This is a genomic window from Psychrobacter sp. APC 3426, from assembly GCF_030408035.1.
In the GTDB taxonomy this organism is placed as follows: Bacteria; Pseudomonadota; Gammaproteobacteria; order Pseudomonadales; family Moraxellaceae; genus Psychrobacter.
Genome location: NZ_JASDCF010000031.1, coordinates 1 through 24,000 on the forward strand (window position 1 = coordinate 1; position 24,000 = coordinate 24,000).

Genomic DNA, 24,000 nt, shown 5'->3' on the forward strand with positions numbered 1-24,000 from the left:
GGGTACAGCCTGACTTTATAAGCTTTTAGGATTTGTTTTGGCATGAAGCTATTTTACCATATCAAAAGTCTGACGCATTCATCCCTCTACTTTAGAAGTAGGGGAATTCTGCGCTGAAAATGTTAAATTGTCATAATGTCGTGAAGAATAATGCTTTTAGATCCCCTCTGCCATGCCAGAGGGGTTTTTTATTAGATGGGCATTTAACTGAGAAGGCCCTAAAGCATTTTGATATTGCCTTTAATACTCAATAAAAGTACAATCCTTTATTCGTAAAACTAGAATTAATTTCATTAATTTTTATTGATTCGCTTACTTTTATGTAATACCTCATGTCATACCTTAATTTTTTAGGAAATGTTTATGTACTGGATTGCTATTATTTTCTTATTGATTGCATCACTCGCTTCGCTCTACTATTTTATAAAATCTTTGCTGGTAATTGGGCGTCATAACGTTCTTTATGCTGTTCTTGCTTTTTTCTTCGCACCCATTGTTCATATCGTCTTTTATCTTACTCAAAAAGAGAGTATTTCTCTTCAAGAGCGCACATCTTTCAAACGCTATTTCATGCTGATTGCCGCGACCATTGTTTTAGCGTTCATCATGATGGCACTGGCGCCAAGTGCCATAAATAATGCTGCCTATTATTACTAAGCGGTTAACGCCTTAAGCATAGAAAAGGGGTTAGCAGTTGCTAACCCCTTTTATTGTTTTAATGATTGAGTAACCCCATTGCGTAGCATAAAACATCTTTGCACTTGTCAGCCGCTCCTATGCTGTGTCAGTATTGGCGTCATCAAATTATTTTCAGCTTATAAAAAATCAGTAGTAGGAAATCGGTGTCTATGAGTGAGTTATCAGAGCAACATTCAGATAAGCAAGATAGTAAACATTACCGCTATCTGGTATTTATTGGGCGCTTTCAACCGTTCCACCGTGGGCACAAAGCTGTCATTGATGAAGCGCTAAAACGTGCTGATGACGTCATTATGCTGATTGGCTCAGCCAATTTGCCACGTAGTTTACGCAATCCATTTAGTGTCGCTGAGCGTGCCGCTATGATTAAGGATGCCTATTCAGCAGAGGAAGCCGCGCGTATTCATTGCGTTGGACTAGATGACGCCCTCTACAATGACACCCGTTGGCTACAATATGTGCAAGCAGGCGTGAAGTCTGTCACCGGTGATTTGCAGGGTAATATTGGTTTGATTGGCCACTCTAAAGACAGCTCATCATACTATCTATCGCTATTCCCCAATTGGGACTCGGTCTCAGTGCCCAACTATCATAACTTATCAGCCACTCCTATCCGTGATAGCTATCTGATGGGCGCTACTCCAACGCCTGAGCGCACACCTGAGTCAACGCGCAAGGTATTAAACGAATTTAAAAAGACAGAAGCGTATCAACAGCTGCATGAAGAAGCGGATTTCATCGATAAATATAAAAGACAGTGGGAATCTGCGCCCTATCCGCCTACTTTCATGACTGCTGATGCACTGATTGTACAATCGGGACATATCTTGCTAGTGGAGCGCCGTAGCATGCCAGGGCGTGGTCTATGGGCATTGCCTGGAGGCTTTTTGAATCCCAAAGAGACGCTTTTTGATGCTTGCATCCGTGAGCTGCGTGAGGAGACTCGTCTGAAAGTTCCTGAGCCAGTATTGCGCGGTTCTTGTCACAGTCAGCATACCTTTGACGATCCTTATCGTTCAGCGCGTGGTCGCACAATTACTCAAGCATTTTATTTTCAGCTAAAAAATGACCCTAAAGGTTTGCCAAAAGTAAAAGGTGGAGACGATGCAGCCAAAGCTTTTTGGTTACCACTTGCTGAGCTTGATGCCACCATGATGTTCGAAGACCATTATGCGATTATCACGAAAATGGTTGGCTTATAGCGTGATTGATAATTGACGCTTCGGTGCATGATTTTCACGCTATAAATCCACGACAGTTTATATAATTTATTGACCAAGTATGGTTTTATAAGTTTGATTCTGTGCACTTATTCATAATGACTGCTTATCGTTTTTAGTTTGCATTCTGACTTATTTTTTCTACTTACTTGTTTCTGCCGGCACCGATAGACGGTAATGGCTCACCACCACCGCAACTGTCATTAAAAAAAGCAGCTGCGGCATCTCAACGCAGAGGAGTTCTGTGATGTACACCAGCAATTTGAACAATTTAATCTTAAATAGCGACAGCTATAAAACCTCACATTGGGTGCAGTACCCAAGCGGTAGTGAGTATCTGTCCAGTTATGTAGAAGCGCGCAAAGGCGACTACGATGTGGTGTTCTTTGGCTTGCAAGCTTTTATCAAGGAATACTTAAGCACTCCCATCACTCATCAAGATATCGACGAAGCCGAAATGGTCATTCAAGCGCATGGCTTGACTTTTAACCGTGCCGGTTGGGAGCGTTTGGTCGATAAACACGGCGGTTATATGCCGTTACGAATCGAGGCCATTCCTGAAGGCAGTATCGTACCCGTCTCGAATGTCGTCTGTCAGGTTATCAATACCGACCCTGAGTTTTATTGGCTGCCAAGTTATATCGAGACCGCCCTACTACGCGCTATTTGGTATCCATCCACCGTCGCTAGCGTCTCTCATTATTGCAAAGGCATCATTCGTAAAGCCTTAGAGAAGTCAGCGGACAATATCGATTCGCTCACTTTTCGACTGCATGATTTTGGCTCGCGCGGTGCTTCTAGCCAAGAATCCGTCGCGCTCGGTAGCTTAGCGCACTTGGTGAATTTTGCAGGTACTGATTCGATAACGGCATTGGTCGCTGCCAGTCGTTGGTATCAAATGGATAAAGACATGCCTGCATTTTCTATCCCTGCAGCTGAGCACAGCACCATGACCGCCTGGGGCCGCGATGGTGAGACAGAGGCCTTTGCCAATATGATTGAGCAGTTCGGTGGCACAGACAAAAGCTTTTCAGTGGTGTCTGACAGCTATGATTTGTGGAATGCCATTGATAATATTTGGGGTGGCAGCCTAAAAGACGATGTCAAAAATATGGGGGGCACCTTGGTCATCAGACCTGACAGCGGCGACCCTGCTAAAGTGGTTCGTGAGGCATTAGAGCGCTTAGCAGTGAAGTTTGGCACAACCACTAATAGTAAAGGCTATAAGGTCTTGCCAGATTATGTGCGTGTCATTCAAGGCGATGGCATCAGTCCGCAGAGCTTGAGTAAGATTATTGATGTGATACTAAAAGCAGGATTTAGCGCAGACAATGTCACCTTCGGTATGGGTGGCGGGCTATTACAGCAAGTCAATCGTGACACCATGAGTTGGGCAATGAAAGCCAGTGCTATCTCTATAAATGGGACATGGAAAGATATCTACAAAGACCCTGTGACCAGCCGCTCTAAGCGCTCAAAAAAAGGTCGCTTAGCATTGGTTAAAAACGCTAATGGACAACCAAAAACCATTAAGGCTGAAAGCTTATCCGCTGATGTAGACAATCTATTGCGTGATGTTTATGTCGATGGCAAACTATTAATTGAAGACAATCTCACCACTATTCGGGAGCGTGCAGGATGGTAGCCTCTCTTAATTTATCCAAAAAAGACCTGCTTCTTGCACCTATTTATTTGTATCAAGGCCTCAAAGTGAAGCGTGATACAGTACGCCTCCCCGAACCAGAAGGTGAGAGGTTCGGTCGGGTGCAACTGCAGTCATCTACTGATACGGCAGCAAATACATACAAGCAATCACTGCATCTAATGATCGTTGGTGACTCAGCAGCAGCAGGCGTCGGCGCCCTAACACAACAAGAGGCCCTGGCCGGCAAGCTGATACCTGCCCTGCAGCAACAGCAGGTTATTCATAGCCAGTTTGATGAGCTCGTTTGGTCATTGCAGGCGACAACAGGTCATACCAGCTTTGATATCTTGCGTCGTTTATACGTATTACCAACGCCGAATGAAGAAGTAGATGTTATGGTAATGAGTGTCGGCGTCAACGACACCACATCTAACGTCTCAACCACCAAATGGCGACAACAAATCGAGCAGATAATCGCTATCGCTCAACGTAAATTCGGCGCGCGCAAGCTTATATTTTCAAGCCTACCACCGATGGCACAGATGCCAGCACTACCTGCGCCACTTAATGGTTTTATCGGTGCTAAAGCCACAGCGCTTGACGAAGTATTGCAGGAAGTATGTCAAACACATCATGGCGTACACTATATGGCAGCAGACTTTTCGACGATGGCAGAAACACATAGTAAGGGCAACCCTATAGACAGTGCCGCTATGTTTGCCAGCGATGGTTTTCATCCAAGCAGCATCACCTATGGTTTTTGGGCACAGCAATTGGCAGCGCTCATTGCTCAGCTTGTTGCCAACTCAAAGACCTAAGCTTATTTATAAAAGCCATTAATTAGTTCACTTTAGAAACAAAAAAAACCGCTGAATAATCAGCGGTTTTTTTTGCTTAGCAAAATAATATTACGCAATAAGCGTAAATTACTCAGCAGAATCAGCGGCTTTTTTGTTACGGCCACCGAATGCACCAAAGCGTTTGTTGAAGCTAGCAACACGGCCTTCAGTAGAAGTTTTACGCTGCTCGCCAGTATAGAATGGATGCGACGCACTTGAGATATCAAGTGGGTAGTATGGGTATTCTTTACCTTCGTATTCACGAGTAGCTTTAGTCTTAGCCGTTGAACGAGTTAAGAAAAACACGTCAGCGTTGGTGTCATGGAACAAAACTTCTTGGTAATCAGGATGGATATCTTTACGCATAATAAACTCTCTATGTCCGATGTATGTATGGCACTTTTGCACAGCATCTCAAACGATGTAGCAAGCCAAAAATAACATACGTAACTGAGGCACTAAGGACATTTATAAGGATGGCAGCTGCATCACTGGCTTATTCCAGCACCCAACACCATGCTTATGCTCACTTAGCCTTTCCCCAGCGGGAAAATCAAACCGCGATTTTAACGGTTTTTGCTGTTTGATGCAAGCAGCACGTAAAGCAATTGTGGGTGCAACAATCATGCTACTTGGCATACATCCATCTCAAGTCTACTAAAACAACTTTCGCTATACTGAAACGAGTCAAACTGACTGTTGGTTTTACCATACAGGATTAAGCTAAGGCGTTCACACTGTATGTCACAGACTATCGCGATAATGACTGCCCTTTCATGACATAAAAAACATTCTTGACGTCATATATTCAATAAATTACATAAATACCTTTCACCTACTTGTGAAACTTAACCTTTGTTGTTATATTCATATATACGGATTTACGAATATATTACATGGCGCTAAGGGAGCAGAAAGATGGATACAGTAAAGGTAGAGTTTTCTGATATAAATAAGAGTTGGGATAAAGACATAGCTGACTATCACTTTGACATATATCACCTATCTGGTTGGATTGCTGCATCAGCTATCGTAGATCAAGGTACTCCCCAAGGTGTGGTTGCTACTTATAAAAATAAAAAGGTTTTCTTACCTATCATCATACGAGAAGTTGATGCAGAGCATTGGGACGCCACCTCTACTTATGGTTATGGCGGACCCTTAATGGATAAATCATTGACTGATGCCGACTTGGACATTGTTTTAGAGGAAGTTAGGGGGTTTCTCTTTGAAAAAGGCTGTGTGTCTTTATTTATGAGATTGCATCCAGTCATTAATAAAGCATGGATTCCTACCGTTGGCAAAGCATTGACTCATGGATTGACTTTAATGTCTGACTTAAGAAAGTCTGAAGAAGAACACTGGAGTGAGACACAAAACCGACATCGTAGAGGTATTAAAAAAGCATTAAAAATGAATGTCGTCACAAAAATAGAGCGCTTAACGAAAGAAAGCGCGGTAGTTTTTTCTAACATTTATAAAGAAACCATGGCTCATGTAAAGGCTGATCAATATTACTTTTTTGATGATGATTACTTTTTCAATTTACTCGAGAACTTGCAAGATAGAATATTGCTCATAACCGCTTATCAAGATGGCAAAGCCATAGGCTCATCTATCTATACAATCTGTAAAGAATCGGGGATTATGCAATTCCATCTTGGCGGCACACTCAATGCCTATATACATTTGCAACCCTCTAAACTCATCACTCATGTAGCGCGTAATTGGGGTAGAGAAAACAACTTTAAGACACTACACCTTGGTGGCGGTGTAGGCGCCAATTTGGATTCCTTGTATGAGTATAAAAAAGGCTTTAGCTCGCAAGAATTAATCTTTAAAACCTATAGGCTTGTCGTCAATTCAGAAAAGTACACAGAGTTAGTAGCAGGTATTTGGTTTACTGAAGATGATTTGAACTCTAACTTTTTTCCTTTATACAGAAAATCGCCTACTAAAGAAACAGCATTGGTAAACACACAAACTGAGTCATTAGCGGATACTTAATAGGTTGGGTTTATCAAAAGTAGGTCTCTTGACTTTTAACCGCAATGAATTAAAGAAAGCAGCCATTATTATGGCTGCTTTCTTACTTATGAAAACTGAGATTTAGTCTCATCACACTCATTTAATATTAAACACTACTTGGTTTTAACGATATGCCAAACACCAAGTTTATTATCGCCATCTTTGTCACCAACTTTCGTATCATTGGCGTAGAAATATAATGGCTTACCATTGATAGCCCATTGATACTTACCATCCTCACGTTGAAAGGCAGCAAACTGACCAGAGGCTTTAGCATTACTCGGCGCCATAAATGCTGGCCAGGCGAGCAAGCAAGCTGCCCCGCACTCTGATTTATTCATTGAGTCTTTATCAAAAGTATACAAGGTCATATGGTTGGTGGCATCGACTAGCATGCCATTCTTGCTGGTCACTGGAGCGGTGTTATTGCTGGTCGCTTGCACATCATGCATGCCGGAATCGTCGTTGCCGAACACATTGTTTAAGGTTGAACAACCTGTCAGCGTCAGAATGCCTGTTAAGGCCGATAACATTAGAATACGTTTCATAATAACTTCCTTGTTGTTAAACGTCATGATTGATTGGTCTGAAATTATCTCTGTCCTTGTGGTGTTAAACTGAGTACTGGTTAAGTCGTGACTTATTATGCTGCCATGACATCACCACTCTTTTCCCACACCTAAATTTCAAGCAGTTTTAATATAGCACATACATAAAACCAGTCTTGTATCACAAAATATAAATTTACAAAAGCGCCTGTACTTTACAAAAAAATAATTTGACGCTGACTATGTCCTTATTACTGATTGGTTAACTGAATAAGAGTCAGTCTCTCAGCGACACTGATGTATGCTCATAAAGCCTTCTATCTATGGGCTCCTGGCATGGCTATTTACTGACAAAACTCATGTAAGCACTTACGTATTTGCTCTCATATTAGTTTTCAATTTTCGTAAAATAAACCTAATGAACAGTCAATATGGTTGAGTATTGATGAAGACGACTATAGTGGCGGATGACAGACGTTGAACTTGACTCCTTCTGCACGCATATCAATAGCCATAAGACGATCAATAAAAAATCTATAATAATACATTCAATCAATAGTCAAAGCATCACTCTTTGCTGAAACTATCAAGGATACAACAACGACAATGATTCAATCGGTTAATAAAAAATCTCAATCAAGCATCACTGCTACAACCTCTACGCCAGCAGCTGACATCTCAAACAACAACCACTCAGCAAAACGCGTTGGTATTCTTGGTGGCGGTACAGCAGGAGCGACAATTGCCATTCGTTTGGCAGCACTAGGACTTGAGACGTATTTGTTTGAAAAGAAAAAATCACTGATTGACGGACCACCGATGTGTCATCTACATGCTGGCGGTAATTTATATCGTGAAATCCCTGATGAGGACTGTGTTGCACTGCTCAAACAATGTATCGATATTCTGCGACTTTACCCCTATACCATTGATGTGCGCCCAACGGTATTTGCCGTACCGACTCGCGACGAAGGGCTACCTGAAGATTTGCTACCACGCCTTGATATTCTGACAGAGGCTTATCGCAAGCTGATTGCAACAGATGGCAATAACAAAGTCTTAGGCGAGCCTGAGGACTACTATCAGCTCTATACTCACGAGCAAGTGTTAGCATTGTCTGAGCGTGAGCAAGTGGCGGTGCCAAGCACGGTTGACGAGTGGATGATACCGGTAGCTAAATATCTGGACTTAAATAAAGTCAAATTTCCACTGATTGTTGTCCAAGAATATGGTTGGAACATCTTTCGCTTAGCAGCCTCTGCACAGCTGGCTTTAGAAGAGTATGAGCATGCGCATGTCTTTACTGACACAAAGGTTCAGCAAGTTATGCCTGTAGATTGCGAGAATTGCTCTAACGCTGATCATCATGTCACCAAGTGGCGTATCGACTATCAGCAAGCCGGCAGTGTAAACAATGACTCTCAAGCTGAGTCTATCGAAGTTGACTATCTCATCAATGCGTGCGGTTTTCGTACTGGGATTATCGATGACATGGTGGGCGTTGAAGTCAAGCGTATGGTCGAGTTCAAATCCTCTTACATTACCCATTGGGGTGAGACTGGTGGGCAGATACCTGAGATTATCATCTATGGTCAGCGTGGGACGCCAGACGGTATGGCACAGCTCACTCCCTATCCGGGTGGCTATTTCCAGATTCATGGTATGAGCAAAGCGATTACCCTATTCGATGACGGATTGGTGGCCTCTAACACTGATAGCGCGCAACCTCATCTGCCGCAGCAATATGTACATTATATTGAAGATGGTTGGGACAAAGCCCCGCTGCAAGCTCGTAGTCAGCAAGCGATAGATTACGTGGCTGAGTTTGTACCGACGTTTCATAGCGCGCGCACAATCGGTAATGCACTATATGGCGGACAGCAGATTCCTGGTCAAGACGATACGCTACGAGTGGCTGATGTCAGTCTCTATTCTAATATCCGTTATGCACGAGCGGAGAATGTCAAAGCATCTTCGACCTTGATTGCTGCCGATCAAATCGTTAATGAGCTGACGGCGCTTGGCCTGATAAAAAATGATACGGTAGAAAACCGTCAACGCTATGCACACGAATGGTCTTATCTGGTGCACAATGATAGTTCAGCCATCGATAAGCTAGCACGGGTACTGGCGAAAGAGCGTGGATTCCCACTAGCGATGGCTGGGGTAAATCGTAGTGTGCGTCAATCGACATTGGCCAATCTATCATCTGCTAGTAAGTAACCGCTGTTTTGAAATGCTGGTTTATGACTAGCAATAACAGTTGGCATAGAAAAGGGAGCAAGTAACCGGTTGTTGGTTACTTGCTCCCTTTGGATTTTCATACTGCTTCTTATATTGCATCCACTATATAGAGTTACCAGCTGAACAATATATAGGCACTGGCTAAATAATGAGCAATCTAAATCTCGCTACCCGCCATTTTTTCGGTATCGACCGCATCGTCTATCGTCACGACTGTCTGTAGCATCTCTATCGCTTCGCTAATAGTATTGCAAACTACCAAACGATCAAGATCTTGCTGCTTCATAAACCCTTGCTCAGTGGTGTATTTTAAATGCTCAATCATGCGGTCATAGAAGCCATTAATATTGAGGATAATCATTGGTTTTTCGTGTTGATATAGCTGACGCCATGTGGCGATTTCCATAATCTCTTCTAGTGTACCCAGACCACCTGGCAAGGTGATAAACGCATCGGCATACTCTGCCATGACGGTTTTTCGTGTGTGCATGGTGTCAGTCAAATGCAAGCGGGTCAGCTCATTATGAGCAATTTCGTGTTTGAGCATAAATGTTGGAATCACACCCACCGCCTGCGCGCCACCTTTGATAACTTCATCTGCCACCGCGCCCATCAGACCAATACTAGCGCCGCCATAAACCAAACCCATACCATTCTCTGCTAACGCAAGACCGAGCTCGCGTGCTGCCTGCTCATACACCTCGCCATTGCCCATACGTGAGCCACAATAGACCGCGACCAAAGGCATCGTTAGTGAGGCCTTATCCACGGCTTTTTCGATATTGGTAATGTCTTGACTGGTAATCACTTCATAAGTGTCATTGTTAATTTTCATCTGCATAGAGTTTCCTTAATTTTTATATCGATTGTTTTTATTGAGTACTCGTTTACGAAGTACTTAGTTAGTAAATACCTACTCTTAAAACACCTCATTCTTGACGCATATCTATCCTTGTAGGTTCATTTATTAATGTCTAAATAAGCAAAAATAAATAGCGATTAAAACGGTGATGAATAATCTGACCTAAGATGAATAGCATAAAACTTGGAAGTCACAATTGAGTGCCTTGCTTGCCCGCATTTATCTTAACATAAGCAATGCTATCACGTGGCTGTGACATGCGCGAAGTGATTTATCAATACGCAATAACTACATTTTTTAGCGTGTCGTGTTGATAAATAATTCTAGATAATCCGCCACTACCGAAGACAAAAACCATAAAAACACCCATAAGAAAACATCAAGGTATAAACCATGGAAAAATCTGATATCGCTAATCAAATAGAAACCTATTCACTCAGTATCATGACTGACCGCAACCAAGCCTTGGCAGCGACTGTCTATCGTCCTAAAGAAGACGTCAAAACAGCGGTCATGATAGCGCCTGCTACTGGCATCAAACGTCAGTTTTATCATAATTTTGCTAACTTTTTAGCAGAGAATGGCTTTGGTGTACTGACCTTTGATAATGAAGGCATTGGCGAGTCTCTGTCATCTGACTTGGCTAAATGTGATGCGTCTTTAATCAGCTGGGGACGCCATGACATGCCAGCCGTACTGGATGCCCTGCAAGACGAGTTTGCCGATGCTACTTATCATCTGATTGGTCATAGCGCTGGCGGTCAATTAATTGGCTTGATGCCAAATTACCAAGCGATCAAGTCTGTATTTAACGTTGCCTGCTCATCCGGTCGTATTAAAAACATGGACATGCCTTATAAACTCAAGGCGATGGGTTTTATGGATGCTTTTATTCCTCTCACCAACTTGACCTTAGGCTACACCCCATCAGATAAAATCGGTATGGGCGAACCGCTACCGCGCGGCGTGGCTAGGCAGTGGCGCGAGTGGTGTAATGGCGCAGGCTATATTAAAACGGCCTTTGGCAAAAGCATACACACCCATTTTTATGATGAGCTGAGCATGCCTGCAATGTGGCTGGGCTTTAGCGATGATGAAATTGCCAATAGCAAAAACATGGATGATATGATTCGCGTCTTTACTCAAATGCCAGTTGAAAAACGCTTTTTTGAGCCAAAAGAATTTGGGGTAAGCAGTATCGGTCATATGCGTTATTTTAGCAGCAGAACCAATGCTAAAGCCCCTGAGTTATGGCAGATGGCAATAGATTGGCTGAATAAGCAGCCCTAAGCTTAGGGTCTGTTCTCATTTTTCGATTTTTCCTTCGCTGCTTCTGCTTTGACCCGCTTGTTCAAGGCAGAGTAGAGCGATGGCTGCATATTATGGATATTACCCAACATCCATTTCACATAGTGGAGTGGCACGTCTTTAATCAGCTTACCTTTATGTTTCCCAAACGGCATCTTGCTCACAGGATTGGCTTTATTGGAGATGGCATGAGCAGCAGCAAAGTCCGTCGGCGCTATCTCTAAGCGCTCGCAGCAGGCTTGATAGAGTAAATAACACATGCGCGCATCACCGAGCGCATCATGAGCGGCAATCGTCATTCTACTTGCTTCCCCTTTACCTAATAACTGCTCGATGCATTTGGACTGACCATAGGCGCTCCACTCTGGAAAAGCGATGCGCGCCAGCCGCACCGTACATATTAGCTTAGCGGACGGACTGCCAATCACCCGCCAATCAAAGCGCACATTATGCCCAATCAAATACTGCGGCAACTCAAACGCATCCAACTCAAAGCGCTCAAGACCGGCGACATCATCATCGGTAATACCATGAATTCTAATGACCACGGGTGATATCGAGCGCCCACTATTAAAGTATTTCATCCACTCAAATCCCGTCGCTACATTAATAGTCGCCACTTGAATCGGACGCGGATCACGACCTTGATCGGTTTCGGTATCGATAATCAGCGCAGTATCAGTCATAAAGATTTAGCCATAGCAAGTTGGGGGTAAATGACAGCCAGCGCTCACCATTTAAAAAGTGCGTTATATTTAGCGTTATATGAAATGAAATTTTTCTCTACTGCCTTTTCATTTATGGGGCTAAAAGTCCAATATAACAACTGGGCATAACAACCAAACACAACAATGCGATACAAACGCTATAGAGCAAGACCCTTATAATATCAATTGAATTAATATAAAACTTAGTATAAAAACCAAGAGATGTCGATGCCAGAGAATCTAAATCAACAGCCACCCAAGCCAACGTTTTTGCGTCGTGCATTAAGCGTATTGATTAGAGCTGCTGTGCTCTTGGCGCTATTATTTGTATTAGACAAATTACTACCAAGCATCAGCCAGCACACTCAGTCGTTTGTGGTTGCCAAATGGCAACAGCTCAGCTTATTACAGCAAGAGCTACCGACAGAGAGCAGCCTGCCCAGTCCGCTACCAGAACAGCATCTAACCGATACATGGGGCGCTGCGCGTAGTCAAGGTCGTACGCATGAAGGTATTGATATATTTGCCCCGCGAGGCACACCGATTCAAGCGACGACACAAGGCATCGTAAGCAAAGTGGGTGACAATACATTAGGTGGGAAAGTGATCGTCATCGTAGGACCAGGTGGTGCAGGACATTACTATGCGCACCTAGAAGATTATGCCGATATTAGCCCCAACGACTGGGTCAATGCTGGCGATATCATTGGCTATGTCGGTGACAGCGGCAACGCCAAAGGCACACCGCCGCATGTACATTATGGTATTTATATCGATGGCAGTGCTGTCAATCCTTATCCCCTCTTACAAAAGAACTAAGGGGTGTGAGCAGAGCGTACATGAGTGGCTGGAAATACGGCGCTAAATGTCGACCCACGCCCTTCTACCGACTCAATTTGCAAGTTTGCCTGATGCTGATATAAGACGTGTTTGACGATGGCTAAGCCCAATCCTGTACCACCAGTGGCACGGCTGCGACCTTTATCAATACGATAAAAACGTTCCGTCAAACGGGCGATATGCTGCGGTGCAATGCCGATACCATCGTCCTCAACCGCAAATCGGCAGCCCTCTGCAGTATTCGCCCAGCTGATCGTTATATTACCGCCCTTTGGTGTGTATTTGATGGCATTAATCACTAAATTGGACAGCGCACTCGTTAAATACATCTCTGAGCCGTATAGCCCGTCATAAGTATCTATCTGCAAGTGAATACTATGCCCGTATCCAGCATTATAGGCTTGCGCATCGTCATAAACGTGAGTCAGCAGTTTGGTCATATCGATATAATGCAGCTCGTGCGTCTCTTCGATTTCGATTCGAGACAGCAATAATAAATCATTAACGATTCTATTCATCCGTGCAGTTTGCTGAGTCATTAGCTCAAATCCGCGCTTCCAATGCGGCGGCATATCCGGCTGATCTGAAAAGTTTTCAAGATAGCCCATCATCACTGTCAGTGGCGTGCGCAGCTCATGCGAGACATTGGCCACAAAGTCTCGGCGCATCTCCTCCAAGTGATGTAAACGTGTCACATCATAAATAATAAGCAACTTCTCATCACCAAAAGGTGTGAGCTCACATTTTAGATAACGCTTAGGTGCATGCCATGACTCGATATGCACACCCTCGTCAGCTATCGTTGTCGCCTGATAGTATTGGCGAAACTCAGGCGCACTAATAAAGTCAAAAATGCACTGACCCTTATCTGACACCTGCAATAACAGTAGGTCCTCAGCAGCCTGATTCCACCACTCTAGCCCATCATTGTCATTGAGCAGAACCACTGCATCTCTTAATGCGCGTAGTGCGCTCCTGATTTTTTTCAGCTGATCTGTGCTGTTCTGTTGAGTCGCTAGCGCTGACTGTTGTTCGTTGCCTTGTGCCGATATTAGCGTGTTCATTCTTTTTCCTTATCACAGCTCTTGTTACTGCCCTTATCACTACTCAATGTCTGGCAAAGTGCTGTGCATATGCCAATTAACATATAATTTATACAGCGAATCGACACAGCCCATCAAACTGATTCAATAAGGCTAGATAACCGATAACCAGTGCCGCGCACGGTTTGTATCAATTTATCACAGTCGTATGGACGCAGTAATTTGCGTAAGCGCTTGATATGCACATCAATGGTTCTATCTTCGATATAGACATTACCGCCCCATACTTGGTCCAGCAATTGTGTACGAGTATAAGCGCGTTCTGGATGACTCATAAAAAACGCTAACAGTCGATACTCGGTGGGACCGACATCGATAATTTGACCAGCCGCCGTGACACGCTGGCTTTTTGGGTCGAGACTTAGATTACCTATATCGATGGATTTATCAGCACTTAACGCGTTACTACGACGCAATACGGCTTTAATTCTAGAGACTAACTCACGTGTAGAAAAAGGCTTGGTCATGTAATCATCCGCACCAGCGTCCAGTCCGTGTACCTTACTGTCCTCTTCGCTTTTGGCCGTCAGCATAATGACTGGTATCTCAGAGAGCAAATCATCACTTTTGAGCATACGACAAAAATCAATACCGCTTTTGTCCCCAGGCAGCATCCAATCCAATAATATCAGCGCTGGCCTGTGGTCAACTACTTGTTGATGGGCTTCTGACACATCCGTTGCCTGCAGACTATCAAACCCAGCTATCTCTAGTGTCATGACGACCATCTCGCGAATCGCAGGCTCATCTTCGACAATCAAAATTTGCTCATTATACATAGGACATTCTCAGTAATAAGGGACAAAACATAGCCTATAAAAAAGGCGATCAATACACGCCAATGTCCGTCTATTAAACGTCTTAATTATGACAGTTTGATGACATTTGCCATTTAAGCGATGCGCAGTTCTTTTCATGCTTCTTATTTAGCTTACTTCCAATATGAAGTTCAATGGCCCATCATTGACACTCTCAACTTGCATATCTGCGCCAAACTGACCAGTGGCAATATTGGCATGCTGAGTCTTGGCATAATCAATCAGTTGTGCAAATAATGCTTGCGCTGCATCTGGCGGCATCGCCCCGCCAAAGTCAGGTCGACGACCTTTGTCAGTTTTTGCCATCAGGGTAAATTGCGATACCAATAACAATCCGCCACCTACTTGTTGGACATTTTTATCCAATTTACCGTACTTAGCAGGATTATCATCATTGTCAAAAATACGATAGGTAAGAATTTTATCAATCATGCGCTTTGCGCTTTGCAGACTATCATCAGGTCCCAAACCGATATAGGCCAATATGCCTTGCTCTATACGACCGACACACTGCTCATCGACGGTGACACTAGCACGCTGCACCCGTTGTATAAGTGCTTTCATTTACTGACTCCTTACAGATTATGCTCATACAATAATATGCTGTCCATGATAAAATACAGCCACTAACTTACTTATTAATAATTACATCACACCCTATCTTGGTAGCCTTATTATGAATTTATTCACCACCTTACAACAGCTTGTCCCGCAGCAACAGCTGAGCAAAGTCGCTGGGCGTTTGGCCGCTAGCCGCCACCCATATGTCAAACGCACTTTTATCCGTAGCTTTGCCAAAGCTTATAACGTCAGCTTGGATGAGTATGAGCGCCAGAGTCTCAATGCTTATGAGAGCTTCAATGACTTTTTTACTCGTGAGTTAAAAGAAGACGCCCGCCCTATCGATGCGACTGGGCACGGTATTGTCAGTCCTGCTGATGGTATTATTTCTCAGCTAGGTCAGATTGACGACCATAAACTCCTGCAAGCCAAAGGTCGCTACTATGACGTCGGTCAATTGCTCGCTGATAGCGAAGATGGCAGTTATTTTGCCGATGGTAGTTTTGCGACAGTTTATCTCGCGCCAAGCAACTACCACCGCGTGCATATGCCATTTTCTGGTACCTTAACCAAAACTCGTTATGTACCGGGCACGCTATTTTCTGTCAATAATACCACAGCAGCCAATGTGCCTGACTTATTTGCCCGTAACGAGCGCTTGGTATGTCTATTTGATACCGCATATGGCAAAGCGGCAGTGGTTATGGTCGGCGCCATGATTGTCGCTGGTATCGAGACTGTAGCTACGGGTAAAATTACGCGCACTGAAGATATTCAAGAAGCCGATCACGACATGAAGCTTGAAAAAGGCGATGAACTTGGACGTTTTTATTTAGGTTCAACAGCAATCGTAGTGTTGCCAAAAGGCGCAGAAGCAGCATGGCAAGACAGCATGCAAGCCAATAGTGTGGTGCAAATGGGACAGCTATTGGGCGTTACTAACCCTAAATAAGTTGGCTATCTCATAATAGAAACAAAGCCCAATTAACCGTCATTGTTGACGCGTCATTGGGCTTTTTTATGCATATCAATCAATGACTCTTTTTTTATGCATCAATCAGCCACCCTTGCTGCGTCGCATGTTTGATGCTTTTTGCTAGCCAATTATGAATACTGGGAAAGCTATCCTTAATAAATGCATGTGCGCCAGCCACCTGCGTGCGCGTAACGCCTAACGCTATCCACGTTTTTCCTTCAGTATTTAGATTCAGCAAAAATGGCAATAAACGATCCACCACTCTCAGTAGCTCAGCTTCTTTACTATCTCCAGTCTCTTGTTCCTCCCAGACCTCATTCAAGTGAGCAATGCCGTTACCACGCTCTGCTTGCAGACGCGCAATACCCTGACGCTCTTCAATATGCGCTGTGCTACGCGTCTTGGCATATAGAAATGTGTCACCCGCATCAATCTCACCAAGATCATGCACCAGTGCCATCTTTAGCAGTTTTTCATGACTGACATCCAGCTCAAACAACTCAGCGATTGACCAACATGCCATCGCTAAATGCCAAGAATGCTCGGCAGAGTTTTCTTGGCGAGTGGTTCCTGTGACATAGCTACGTCGATTAACACGTTTTAGGGCGTCTAATTCTAATAAAAAATGCGTCACATCCTCTATATCAACTGTTGAAGCGAGCGTTTGATTGGTTAAGGAACTATCATTCAAAGGCGCATCGATTGAAGACATGCTTTTTAAAGGTGCATCGCTTAAAGAAGTAGAGTTGGTTGGTGTCATCGTTTTCTCTAATATGGCTAATAAGTTTTATAGCGCTCTATTCACGCGGTGACGGCTATTATGATAGCTAAATGACTTAAGTCTCTATCTTGCCTTATTTAATTGGCTATTTAATCAAATTGCTGATGGTTTTAAACGCAGGGTCTTTGCTACTACGGCACAGCTCAAACAAGATAGACTCAACGGTGCTAATCACCCCGCCAGCGCGGCGAATACGGCGAATCGCTTGTTTCTTATCATAAGGAAAGCGCGAGCCAACCGCGTCGCCAATGATAACCGGTTGCATACCATTGTCTAGCAAGTCAAGCGCCGTTTGCATGACACAAACGTGGGCCTCAGCGCCAAACAATAAAACAATGCTACGGTTCTGCTGGGCTAAGTGATGCCATGAATCATCATTGTCACAAGCGCTAAACGTCACCTTTTCAAAACTCTTGCTATTACTCTCTTCCAATATCTCACGTATCTCAGGTATGGTGTCACCAAGTCCTTTTTTGTACTGCTCGTTGAGCATGATAGGAACGTCTAGTGCTTGCAAACCCTTTATGAGAGTGACTGTTTTTTTGACGATATTTTCATAGTCATAGATATGTGGGGTAAGGCGTTCTTGAACATCGATAATCATCGCTTGGGTATTTTCACGGGCGATGCGATAAGTGCGATCGGTAATCATAGTAGACATAGTACACTCCTTGTACGACTGACATTGATAGCTAGATTATAGTTTTAACTTATATTGTCTTTATTAAACTGGCTTTATTCGCTCAACTCTCATTTAGTCATATATTTCTGAGGGCGTCAATGGACATGGTTTTTTAATACCAACTGCTTTAAGAGGTTTCAATCAAACAAATCCTGCATTTCACCTTTACTGTATTTGAAGCTGGTGACTAATTTTAGAAACTCTTTTTTATTAGGAATACTATCACTATCTTCTAATATTTTATTTCGTCTCAGTGCAACGTATAATGCAATAGCATTTGCTTGACAGCTAAAAGATTTCTTTGGATTAAACTCAATATCTGTAAAGGCATCATATTCTAACACTTGATTTTTAAGTTCACTATTCAAGTTCAACACGTTTAAATACAACCAATTATAAAAAGCAGTTTTTGGTTCAATACCCCATCTATCACCTTTATGCTCGAAAGCGACAACATCACCTGAATTTTTTAGCCTTTCATCTCTTTTAGCTTCTAATGAACTTTTATATCGAATATCATCATAAGGCCCTCCTTCTTGAAACACCTTTGATGACTGATAAAGACTCTCGACACTAGCTTTGTGACCATTGAGAAGATCAATTTGAAGATTGAAAGCACTAAGCATAATACCTAATTCAGACTCAGATTTAGAGGATATCTCTAATACACTTTTATTAGGATATTTTTCTTTAAAAGCGCAGTGAAGCGACTCGACTGATTTTTTCTTTTGTGCCACACTGAACCCAGCAAACCATTCAAAATCTAAGTTTTCAACAACAACTAACTCTTCATTTGAACTACCAGGTATAAATACTGGACGATTAGCCATCTCTATATCTCCTTTTATCGAATACTATATCATTCTCAGTAACCTTATAGCCAAGCTCTCTAACCCAGTTAAGGCTCTCATCTTGATGATGAATATATATTTCTTCGATGAAATCGACCGGAATATCACTTAAGTATAGTATCTCTGCTTGGTTGTCATAAGTATAAGTTGGTAACGATTTACCTATAGGCGACTCAAACATCTCTAAAAAAGCATTACACGTCATTCTTTCATCAATAGATAAATTTCTCACCTTATTAGATGCCGCATTCGTATGACAAAAAACTGCTTTATTAAGGTAATTAAAATCTTTAATTCTATTTGATATGCATCGCTCTCTACCGTATAAAAGTGAAGGTGAAATTTTAAGCACTACCCAATCTTCATTGCCAGTTTGTTTTCTATATTTGTAGAACATTTTAAAGTTTGGATGGCTGAATGATAGTGAAATAGAGTCTAAAATACCATCTAGCCTCATCTGATCATTAAACGTATATTTAAGACTCATCTTGTTAAGGTTTGTTCTTGTTAAGACACCATATTCCAAGATAGATGCTAAGTTCGACTTATGTGTAAAATGATATATGGAACTAATATTCTTGCGCTTATTCTCATCAAAAGCTATTCGACCTGCCAACTCTGACCATATTGATATATACAACCTCTCATCAACCTGTGGAAACTTTGATTTAAAATACTTATCAATACATTTTATAGCTGGATATTCTTTTCTATTTGATAAATAGAAACGTATCTTTAAGAAGTCAATTAAATACCCATCTATTTCTTTTATGTAATGAGAAACATCTTCAAAATAATGCGGCTTTTGAGTCCTTTCTCTTTCAGCTCTTTCTCTTTCAGCTCTTTCTCTTTCAACCCTTTCTCTTTCAACCCTTTCTCTTTCAACCCTTTCTCTTTCAGCTCTTTCTCTTTCAGCTCTTTCTCTTTCAGCTCTTTCTCTTTCAACCCTTTCTCTTTCAACCCTTTCTCTTTCAACCCTTTCTCTTTCAACCCTTTCTCTTTCAACCCTTTCTCTTTCAACCCTTTCTCTTGTAGCTTTTTCTCTTCTGATCTTACTGTACTCATGGTTGATAATATATTTTTCTTCTTTAGGAGAAAAAAAACCAGATTTACTACTTTTTTTTATAACTAGATGAGATATTTCTTCGTATCGACCAGCCTCTTTGAAGTTATCAACTATTGATGTAACATCTTCATCAATACCGTCTAAACCCATACTCTTAATAGACTTGTTAATATCATCAATGTCATCTAACTCAGATAACCAAACTAAATGTTCTTTCTGCTTTTTAAGAATATTTCTTTTTGATTCTATAATATATTTTTCAGTCCTCTCTTCAAAATCTTTATTAAACTCATCTATATTTTCACTCAGTTCATAAAGGAATTTATTAGTTTCATCTTTAGCTTCTTTAGCAAATCTGATAGCAGATCTCACATCTTCAGATTTTGATGTTGAAGTAAAAAACCATACAACAATAAAGACAATAATTATTAAAAAAATTTCCATGAGAAACCTATAAACATATATCCATAAAAAATGCCTCTAACATTACGCTAGAGGCATTCGGTTTACAAGATATTCAGAAAAATAGTTTACTTTTATTGATTAAACACGCTCAATGATAGTAGCGATACCTTGACCAAGACCGATACACATCGTCGCTAGACCAATTTCAGTGTCTGATTGCTCCATGGCGTTTAGCAAGGTAACCGTGATACGAGCACCCGAACATCCTAGTGGATGACCTAGTGCAATTGCGCCACCATTGATGTTGACGATGTCTTGCTTGTCCGTCAAGTTCAAGGCTTTAAGTACTGACAAGCCTTGCGCTGCGAATGCTTCGTTTAGCTCGATGGTTTGCATATCATCGATGCTCATGCCAGCGCGCTTAAGTGCTTTGTTCGTGGCAGGTACAGGGCCATAACCCATGATAGCGGCATCACAACCAGCAACAGCCATGCTACGAATACGAGCACGAGGCTTAAGACCTAAATCTTTGGCTTTTTGTGCGCTCATGACTAGCATTGCTGACGCACCGTCAGACAGTGCAGATGAAGTAGCAGCAGTTACTGTACCGCCTTTAGGATCAAAGGCTGGACGTAGCTTTTGCATTTGCTCCATTGTCGCATCTGGACGAATCACTTCATCAACGGTGCATAGCTGCAGACGACCAGCGGCATCATGACCTTCGATACCGATGATTTCATTGTCAAAACGACCCTCTACCGTCGCAGCCCATGCACGGCGATGTGACTCAAGACCGAAGGCGTCTTGCTCTTCACGGGTGATGTTGTTCATACGACCAAGCATTTCCGCAGTCAGGCCCATCATGTTTGAAGCTTTTGCATAATGCTTTGACGCTGCTGGGTTTAGATCAACGCCATGCATCATGCCAACGTGACCCATGTGCTCAACACCGCCAATGATGAATACATCACCTTGGTTTGTCATGATTTGGGCGGCAGCAGTGTGTAGCGCCTGCATAGATGAACCACATAGACGGTTGACGGTTTGACCGCCAGCGGTCTTTGGAATGCCAGCGAGCAGACCGATGTTACGACCGATGTTTAGACCTTGCTCTAGGGTTTGGTTGACACAACCCCAGATAATATCTTCGACATCATTGGTGTCAAAATCATTACGTTCTACCAAAGCACGTACCAATTCAGCTGAAATGTTATCAGCGCGAACATGGCGGAACATACCGTTTTTGGTTTTGCCCATTGCCGAGCGTACGCCATCTACGATGACCACATCTTTTGGACTTAAAGTTGTCATACTATCTTCCTTTTCAATTTTTATTGTCAGTGTTGTCGACTCAACCTGGCTCTATAATCGTCAGCCTTGCTACCAGTACGATGTGTATCTTGGCAGGCAATCTGACTGCATTGACCTGCTATTGAACCGACTAAAACGGTACGTCTGCTGTTCACGCTATCGATATAGCCATTGCTATCCGTCTAGCTAGCAAACGCACCACACTTATCCTAATACGGTATATTTATTACGCTGTTGCGTAAAAAGTCTCGCCTGCTGCTGCCATGTCGCGAATCTTTTGCGGGGCTTCATAGGCTTTGCCAAGATGTGCGTACTTTTCACACAGTGCCAAGTAGTTATCTAGACCCATTTGGTCGATATAACGGCAAGGACCACCGCGGAATGGCGGGAAACCAACGCCCATAATCATCGCCATATCGGCTTCAGATGGCGTGCTAACGATGTTGTCTTCTAGGCAGCGTACGGTCTCATTACAGAAAGCCAGCATGGTGCGGTCGATGATGGTTTGATCATCAAACGTTTGCTTGTCGCTATCTGTCGTGGTTTTGAGTAGCTCGTAAGTGGCTTCGTCAGCGACTTTTTTCGGCTTGCCGCGCTTATCGGTTTCATACTTATAGAAACCAACGCCGTTTTTCTGACCTAGGCGCTCGTTCTCATATAAATGCTGAATCGCACCTTTATAGTCAGGCTTCATGCGGTCAGGGAAACCTTCTGCCATCACTTCTGCACCATGTACGCCCGTGTCTAGACCGACCACGTCGATTAGGTAAGCAGGACCCATCGGCCAGCCGAATTTTTCCATGACTTTATCGACATGGACGAAATCAGCGCCTTCTTTCAATAGCAAATCAAATGCGCCAAAGTATGGGAACAATACACGGTTGACTAGGAAACCTGGGCAATCGTTAACCACGACAGGCACTTTACCCATTTTAGAGGCTAAGGCAACAGTCGTCGCGATTGCTTCTTCAGAAGATTTCTCACCGCGGATAACTTCAACCAATGGCATACGATGTACTGGGTTAAAGAAATGCATACCAACGAAGTTTTCTGGACGCTCAAGCGCTTCGGCTAAGAACGTAATAGAGATCGTTGAGGTGTTTGATGCTAGGATACAATCGTCCTTTACCAGACCTTCTACTTCTTTTAGTACCGCACGCTTGACGTTTGGATTTTCTACCACCGCTTCGATAACGATGTCAGTCTCAGCAAAATCACCATAGTTCAAAGTAGGACGGATACGGCTGAGCGTTTCACCCATTTTGGCTGGGGTCATCTTTTTGCGTTCAACCATTTTGCCAAGTAGCTTGCTGGCTTCGCCCATACCAAGGTCTAATTGCTCAGACTTGATGTCTTTCATAATAATTGGCAAGCCTTTGCTGGCTGCCTGATAAGCGATACCGCCGCCCATGATACCAGCGCCAAGTACTGCCGCTTCATTGATTTCATGCGCTTTTTTGCTGTGCTGCTTCGCTAGCTTCTTAACCAATTGGTCATTCAAGAACAGACCAACCAAGCTTTCTGCTTGTGGGGTCTTCGCCGCTTTTGCAAAGTAAGTTGCTTCGACTTCGATTGCTTTATCACGTGGCAGATTCACATGCTTTTCAATCGCTTCAATCGCAATTGCTGGTGCTGGATACTGCTTAGGATTTGCTTTGGCAAAAATCATACCTTTGGCACTGTTGAATGCCATCGCTTGCTCAAGCTGATTTAGCTTAACAGGTGCGAGCTTCTCTTCACGCTTCGCTTGCCAATCAAGCTCACCTGAGATACATTTTTTGACTAGGTCAATCGCTGCATCTTGCAAGTCATCTGCAGCAACAGTTGCGTCAACCAAGCCTAATTTTAAAGCTTCTAAGGCTTTTTTAGGCTTACCAGTAGCAATGAGCTCAAGCGCGTTATCGATACCAATCACACGTGTACTACGAACCGTACCACCAAATCCTGGGAAGATACCCAACTGAGTTTCTGGTAGACCAATAATCGCTTTGTCGCTCATGACGCGATATTCACAAACCAAGGTCATCTCGCAACCACCGCCAAGCGCTGCGCCATTGATAGCGGCTACTTTAGGAAATGGCAGATCTTCAAAGCGGTTAAATGTGTCATTAATACTAACCACCCAATCTTTAATCTCACTTTCTGGGTTTTTAAAAGAACCAACGAATTCAGTAATATCAGCACCAGCGATAAACACGCCTTTGCTTGATGTCACGATAAGACCTTTTACGTCATCGGCTTTTTCTAAAGCACTGACCGCTTCGCCAAATTGCTTATTGGTCTCAGCATCAAACTTGTTCACGCTCTCATTTTCGGCGTTGTACTGCATGTTGGCGATGCCATCTTCTAGCATTGTCACCGTGATGCGATTTCCTTGATATACCATTTGAAACTCCTTGCTATATAACGAAAGCTACGTCTTAGATTAAAATAAATAGCCAGTTATTGTTAGTAAAACGGGTAATAGCACTGTGCGCCTGCAATGTCATGAAGACAATCACATAAC

Annotated in this window: 23 protein-coding genes; 9 read left to right on the plus strand and 14 right to left on the minus strand. The window is 43.0% G+C overall.

Features of this window, described 5'->3' with window-relative positions:
* Positions 1–363: 363 nt before the first annotated feature.
* From QL919_RS12365 to QL919_RS12380, 4 genes are all read left to right on the plus strand, one after another.
* On the plus strand, positions 364–657 hold the full coding sequence (locus tag QL919_RS12365; protein ID WP_290189788.1) for a hypothetical protein: 294 nt from the start codon (positions 364–366) through the stop codon (positions 655–657).
* A gap of 191 nt (positions 658–848) precedes the next feature.
* A complete protein-coding gene (locus tag QL919_RS12370) occupies positions 849–1,901 on the plus strand; it encodes a bifunctional nicotinamide-nucleotide adenylyltransferase/Nudix hydroxylase (RefSeq protein ID WP_290189789.1) in 1,053 nt (350 codons plus the stop codon).
* Positions 1,902–2,166: 265 nt separating this feature from the next.
* Positions 2,167–3,564, plus strand: coding sequence for a nicotinate phosphoribosyltransferase (locus QL919_RS12375; protein WP_290189790.1), 1,398 nt, complete (start codon positions 2,167–2,169; stop codon positions 3,562–3,564).
* Positions 3,558–4,382 (plus strand): SGNH/GDSL hydrolase family protein, encoded by an 825-nt coding sequence (locus QL919_RS12380; protein ID WP_290189791.1) that lies wholly within the window; start codon positions 3,558–3,560, stop codon positions 4,380–4,382. The genes QL919_RS12375 and QL919_RS12380 overlap by 7 nt, the downstream gene beginning before the upstream one ends.
* 108 nt (positions 4,383–4,490) lie before the next feature.
* Here the strand turns inward: QL919_RS12380 and QL919_RS12385 are convergent, their stop codons facing one another.
* Both QL919_RS12385 and QL919_RS12390 read right to left on the minus strand, forming a co-directional pair.
* On the minus strand, positions 4,491–4,769 hold the full coding sequence (locus QL919_RS12385; RefSeq protein ID WP_201565603.1) for a type B 50S ribosomal protein L31: 279 nt from the start codon (positions 4,767–4,769) through the stop codon (positions 4,491–4,493).
* Between the two features lie 102 nt (positions 4,770–4,871).
* Complete coding sequence (locus tag QL919_RS12390) at positions 4,872–5,042, minus strand: hypothetical protein (protein ID WP_290189792.1); 171 nt, start codon at positions 5,040–5,042, stop codon at positions 4,872–4,874.
* Positions 5,043–5,321: 279 nt separating this feature from the next.
* Here QL919_RS12390 and QL919_RS12395 point away from each other — a divergent pair, with 279 nt between their 5' ends.
* Positions 5,322–6,410: a GNAT family N-acetyltransferase gene (locus QL919_RS12395; protein WP_290189793.1), complete on the plus strand. Its 1,089-nt coding sequence runs from the start codon at positions 5,322–5,324 to the stop codon at positions 6,408–6,410.
* A 134-nt stretch (positions 6,411–6,544) separates the two neighbouring features.
* On the opposite strand, the gene QL919_RS12400 is transcribed toward QL919_RS12395, so the two are convergent.
* On the minus strand, positions 6,545–6,979 hold the full coding sequence (locus QL919_RS12400) for a hypothetical protein (protein WP_290189794.1): 435 nt from the start codon (positions 6,977–6,979) through the stop codon (positions 6,545–6,547).
* Between the two features lie 606 nt (positions 6,980–7,585).
* On the opposite strand from QL919_RS12400, the gene QL919_RS12405 reads away from it, so the two are divergent.
* Positions 7,586–9,202 (plus strand): FAD-dependent oxidoreductase, encoded by a 1,617-nt coding sequence (locus QL919_RS12405; RefSeq protein ID WP_290189795.1) that lies wholly within the window; start codon positions 7,586–7,588, stop codon positions 9,200–9,202.
* A 178-nt stretch (positions 9,203–9,380) separates the two neighbouring features.
* Here the strand turns inward: QL919_RS12405 and QL919_RS12410 are convergent, their stop codons facing one another.
* Positions 9,381–10,064, minus strand: coding sequence for a TIGR00730 family Rossman fold protein (locus tag QL919_RS12410; protein ID WP_290189796.1), 684 nt, complete (start codon positions 10,062–10,064; stop codon positions 9,381–9,383).
* A 414-nt stretch (positions 10,065–10,478) separates the two neighbouring features.
* Here QL919_RS12410 and QL919_RS12415 point away from each other — a divergent pair, with 414 nt between their 5' ends.
* Positions 10,479–11,375 (plus strand): alpha/beta fold hydrolase, encoded by an 897-nt coding sequence (locus QL919_RS12415; RefSeq protein ID WP_290189797.1) that lies wholly within the window; start codon positions 10,479–10,481, stop codon positions 11,373–11,375.
* A 2-nt stretch (positions 11,376–11,377) separates the two neighbouring features.
* Here the strand turns inward: QL919_RS12415 and QL919_RS12420 are convergent, their stop codons facing one another.
* A complete protein-coding gene (locus QL919_RS12420) occupies positions 11,378–12,079 on the minus strand; it encodes a DUF3820 family protein (protein ID WP_290189798.1) in 702 nt (233 codons plus the stop codon).
* A 249-nt stretch (positions 12,080–12,328) separates the two neighbouring features.
* On the opposite strand from QL919_RS12420, the gene QL919_RS12425 reads away from it, so the two are divergent.
* Positions 12,329–12,919, plus strand: coding sequence for a M23 family metallopeptidase (locus tag QL919_RS12425; RefSeq protein WP_290189799.1), 591 nt, complete (start codon positions 12,329–12,331; stop codon positions 12,917–12,919).
* On the opposite strand, the gene phoR is transcribed toward QL919_RS12425, so the two are convergent.
* The 3 genes from phoR to dtd form a co-directional block, all read right to left on the minus strand.
* Complete coding sequence (gene phoR / locus QL919_RS12430; RefSeq protein WP_290189800.1) at positions 12,916–14,004, minus strand: phosphate regulon sensor histidine kinase PhoR; 1,089 nt, start codon at positions 14,002–14,004, stop codon at positions 12,916–12,918. The two genes, QL919_RS12425 and phoR, sit on opposite strands and share 4 nt — an antisense overlap.
* A gap of 113 nt (positions 14,005–14,117) precedes the next feature.
* Complete coding sequence (gene phoB / locus QL919_RS12435) at positions 14,118–14,822, minus strand: phosphate regulon transcriptional regulator PhoB (protein WP_290189801.1); 705 nt, start codon at positions 14,820–14,822, stop codon at positions 14,118–14,120.
* A 147-nt stretch (positions 14,823–14,969) separates the two neighbouring features.
* On the minus strand, positions 14,970–15,425 hold the full coding sequence (dtd, locus tag QL919_RS12440) for a D-aminoacyl-tRNA deacylase (protein ID WP_290189802.1): 456 nt from the start codon (positions 15,423–15,425) through the stop codon (positions 14,970–14,972).
* Between the two features lie 112 nt (positions 15,426–15,537).
* On the opposite strand from dtd, the gene asd reads away from it, so the two are divergent.
* Positions 15,538–16,374, plus strand: a complete 837-nt coding sequence (asd, locus tag QL919_RS12445; protein ID WP_290189803.1) for an archaetidylserine decarboxylase — start codon at positions 15,538–15,540, stop codon at positions 16,372–16,374.
* 94 nt (positions 16,375–16,468) lie between these two features.
* On the opposite strand, the gene QL919_RS12450 is transcribed toward asd, so the two are convergent.
* The 6 genes from QL919_RS12450 to fadB form a co-directional block, all read right to left on the minus strand.
* Positions 16,469–17,158 (minus strand): HD domain-containing protein, encoded by a 690-nt coding sequence (locus QL919_RS12450; protein ID WP_290189804.1) that lies wholly within the window; start codon positions 17,156–17,158, stop codon positions 16,469–16,471.
* Between the two features lie 106 nt (positions 17,159–17,264).
* Positions 17,265–17,840: an isochorismatase family protein gene (locus QL919_RS12455; protein WP_290189805.1), complete on the minus strand. Its 576-nt coding sequence runs from the start codon at positions 17,838–17,840 to the stop codon at positions 17,265–17,267.
* Positions 17,841–17,998: 158 nt separating this feature from the next.
* Positions 17,999–18,691, minus strand: coding sequence for a hypothetical protein (locus QL919_RS12460; RefSeq protein WP_290189806.1), 693 nt, complete (start codon positions 18,689–18,691; stop codon positions 17,999–18,001).
* Complete coding sequence (locus QL919_RS12465) at positions 18,684–20,222, minus strand: DarT ssDNA thymidine ADP-ribosyltransferase family protein (RefSeq protein WP_290189807.1); 1,539 nt, start codon at positions 20,220–20,222, stop codon at positions 18,684–18,686. The genes QL919_RS12460 and QL919_RS12465 overlap by 8 nt, the downstream gene beginning before the upstream one ends.
* A 99-nt stretch (positions 20,223–20,321) precedes the next feature.
* Positions 20,322–21,494 (minus strand): acetyl-CoA C-acyltransferase FadA, encoded by a 1,173-nt coding sequence (gene fadA / locus QL919_RS12470; RefSeq protein ID WP_290189808.1) that lies wholly within the window; start codon positions 21,492–21,494, stop codon positions 20,322–20,324.
* Between the two features lie 226 nt (positions 21,495–21,720).
* On the minus strand, positions 21,721–23,880 hold the full coding sequence (gene fadB / locus QL919_RS12475) for a fatty acid oxidation complex subunit alpha FadB (RefSeq protein WP_290189809.1): 2,160 nt from the start codon (positions 23,878–23,880) through the stop codon (positions 21,721–21,723).
* Positions 23,881–24,000 lie beyond the last annotated feature (120 nt).

What these genes read in the sequence shown, in the direction of transcription:
- QL919_RS12405 (WP_290189795.1), top strand. Translation starts at nt 7,586, where the DNA reads ATGATTCAATCGGTTAATAAAAAATCTCAATCAAGCATCACTGCTACA.
- QL919_RS12385 (WP_201565603.1), bottom strand. Translation starts at nt 4,769, where the DNA reads ATGCGTAAAGATATCCATCCTGATTACCAAGAAGTTTTGTTCCATGAC.
- QL919_RS12450 (WP_290189804.1), bottom strand. Translation starts at nt 17,158, where the DNA reads ATGACACCAACCAACTCTACTTCTTTAAGCGATGCACCTTTAAAAAGC.
- QL919_RS12460 (WP_290189806.1), bottom strand. Translation starts at nt 18,691, where the DNA reads ATGGCTAATCGTCCAGTATTTATACCTGGTAGTTCAAATGAAGAGTTA.
- QL919_RS12390 (WP_290189792.1), bottom strand. Translation starts at nt 5,042, where the DNA reads ATGCCAAGTAGCATGATTGTTGCACCCACAATTGCTTTACGTGCTGCT.
- QL919_RS12410 (WP_290189796.1), bottom strand. Translation starts at nt 10,064, where the DNA reads ATGCAGATGAAAATTAACAATGACACTTATGAAGTGATTACCAGTCAA.
- QL919_RS12380 (WP_290189791.1), top strand. Translation starts at nt 3,558, where the DNA reads ATGGTAGCCTCTCTTAATTTATCCAAAAAAGACCTGCTTCTTGCACCT.
- phoR (WP_290189800.1), bottom strand. Translation starts at nt 14,004, where the DNA reads ATGAACACGCTAATATCGGCACAAGGCAACGAACAACAGTCAGCGCTA.
- QL919_RS12365 (WP_290189788.1), top strand. Translation starts at nt 364, where the DNA reads ATGTACTGGATTGCTATTATTTTCTTATTGATTGCATCACTCGCTTCG.
- QL919_RS12455 (WP_290189805.1), bottom strand. Translation starts at nt 17,840, where the DNA reads ATGTCTACTATGATTACCGATCGCACTTATCGCATCGCCCGTGAAAAT.
- QL919_RS12375 (WP_290189790.1), top strand. Translation starts at nt 2,167, where the DNA reads ATGTACACCAGCAATTTGAACAATTTAATCTTAAATAGCGACAGCTAT.
- QL919_RS12465 (WP_290189807.1), bottom strand. Translation starts at nt 20,222, where the DNA reads ATGGAAATTTTTTTAATAATTATTGTCTTTATTGTTGTATGGTTTTTT.
- QL919_RS12370 (WP_290189789.1), top strand. Translation starts at nt 849, where the DNA reads ATGAGTGAGTTATCAGAGCAACATTCAGATAAGCAAGATAGTAAACAT.
- phoB (WP_290189801.1), bottom strand. Translation starts at nt 14,822, where the DNA reads ATGTATAATGAGCAAATTTTGATTGTCGAAGATGAGCCTGCGATTCGC.
- fadB (WP_290189809.1), bottom strand. Translation starts at nt 23,880, where the DNA reads ATGGTATATCAAGGAAATCGCATCACGGTGACAATGCTAGAAGATGGC.
- asd (WP_290189803.1), top strand. Translation starts at nt 15,538, where the DNA reads ATGAATTTATTCACCACCTTACAACAGCTTGTCCCGCAGCAACAGCTG.
- QL919_RS12425 (WP_290189799.1), top strand. Translation starts at nt 12,329, where the DNA reads ATGCCAGAGAATCTAAATCAACAGCCACCCAAGCCAACGTTTTTGCGT.
- QL919_RS12395 (WP_290189793.1), top strand. Translation starts at nt 5,322, where the DNA reads ATGGATACAGTAAAGGTAGAGTTTTCTGATATAAATAAGAGTTGGGAT.
- dtd (WP_290189802.1), bottom strand. Translation starts at nt 15,425, where the DNA reads ATGAAAGCACTTATACAACGGGTGCAGCGTGCTAGTGTCACCGTCGAT.
- fadA (WP_290189808.1), bottom strand. Translation starts at nt 21,494, where the DNA reads ATGACAACTTTAAGTCCAAAAGATGTGGTCATCGTAGATGGCGTACGC.
- QL919_RS12415 (WP_290189797.1), top strand. Translation starts at nt 10,479, where the DNA reads ATGGAAAAATCTGATATCGCTAATCAAATAGAAACCTATTCACTCAGT.
- QL919_RS12420 (WP_290189798.1), bottom strand. Translation starts at nt 12,079, where the DNA reads ATGACTGATACTGCGCTGATTATCGATACCGAAACCGATCAAGGTCGT.
- QL919_RS12400 (WP_290189794.1), bottom strand. Translation starts at nt 6,979, where the DNA reads ATGAAACGTATTCTAATGTTATCGGCCTTAACAGGCATTCTGACGCTG.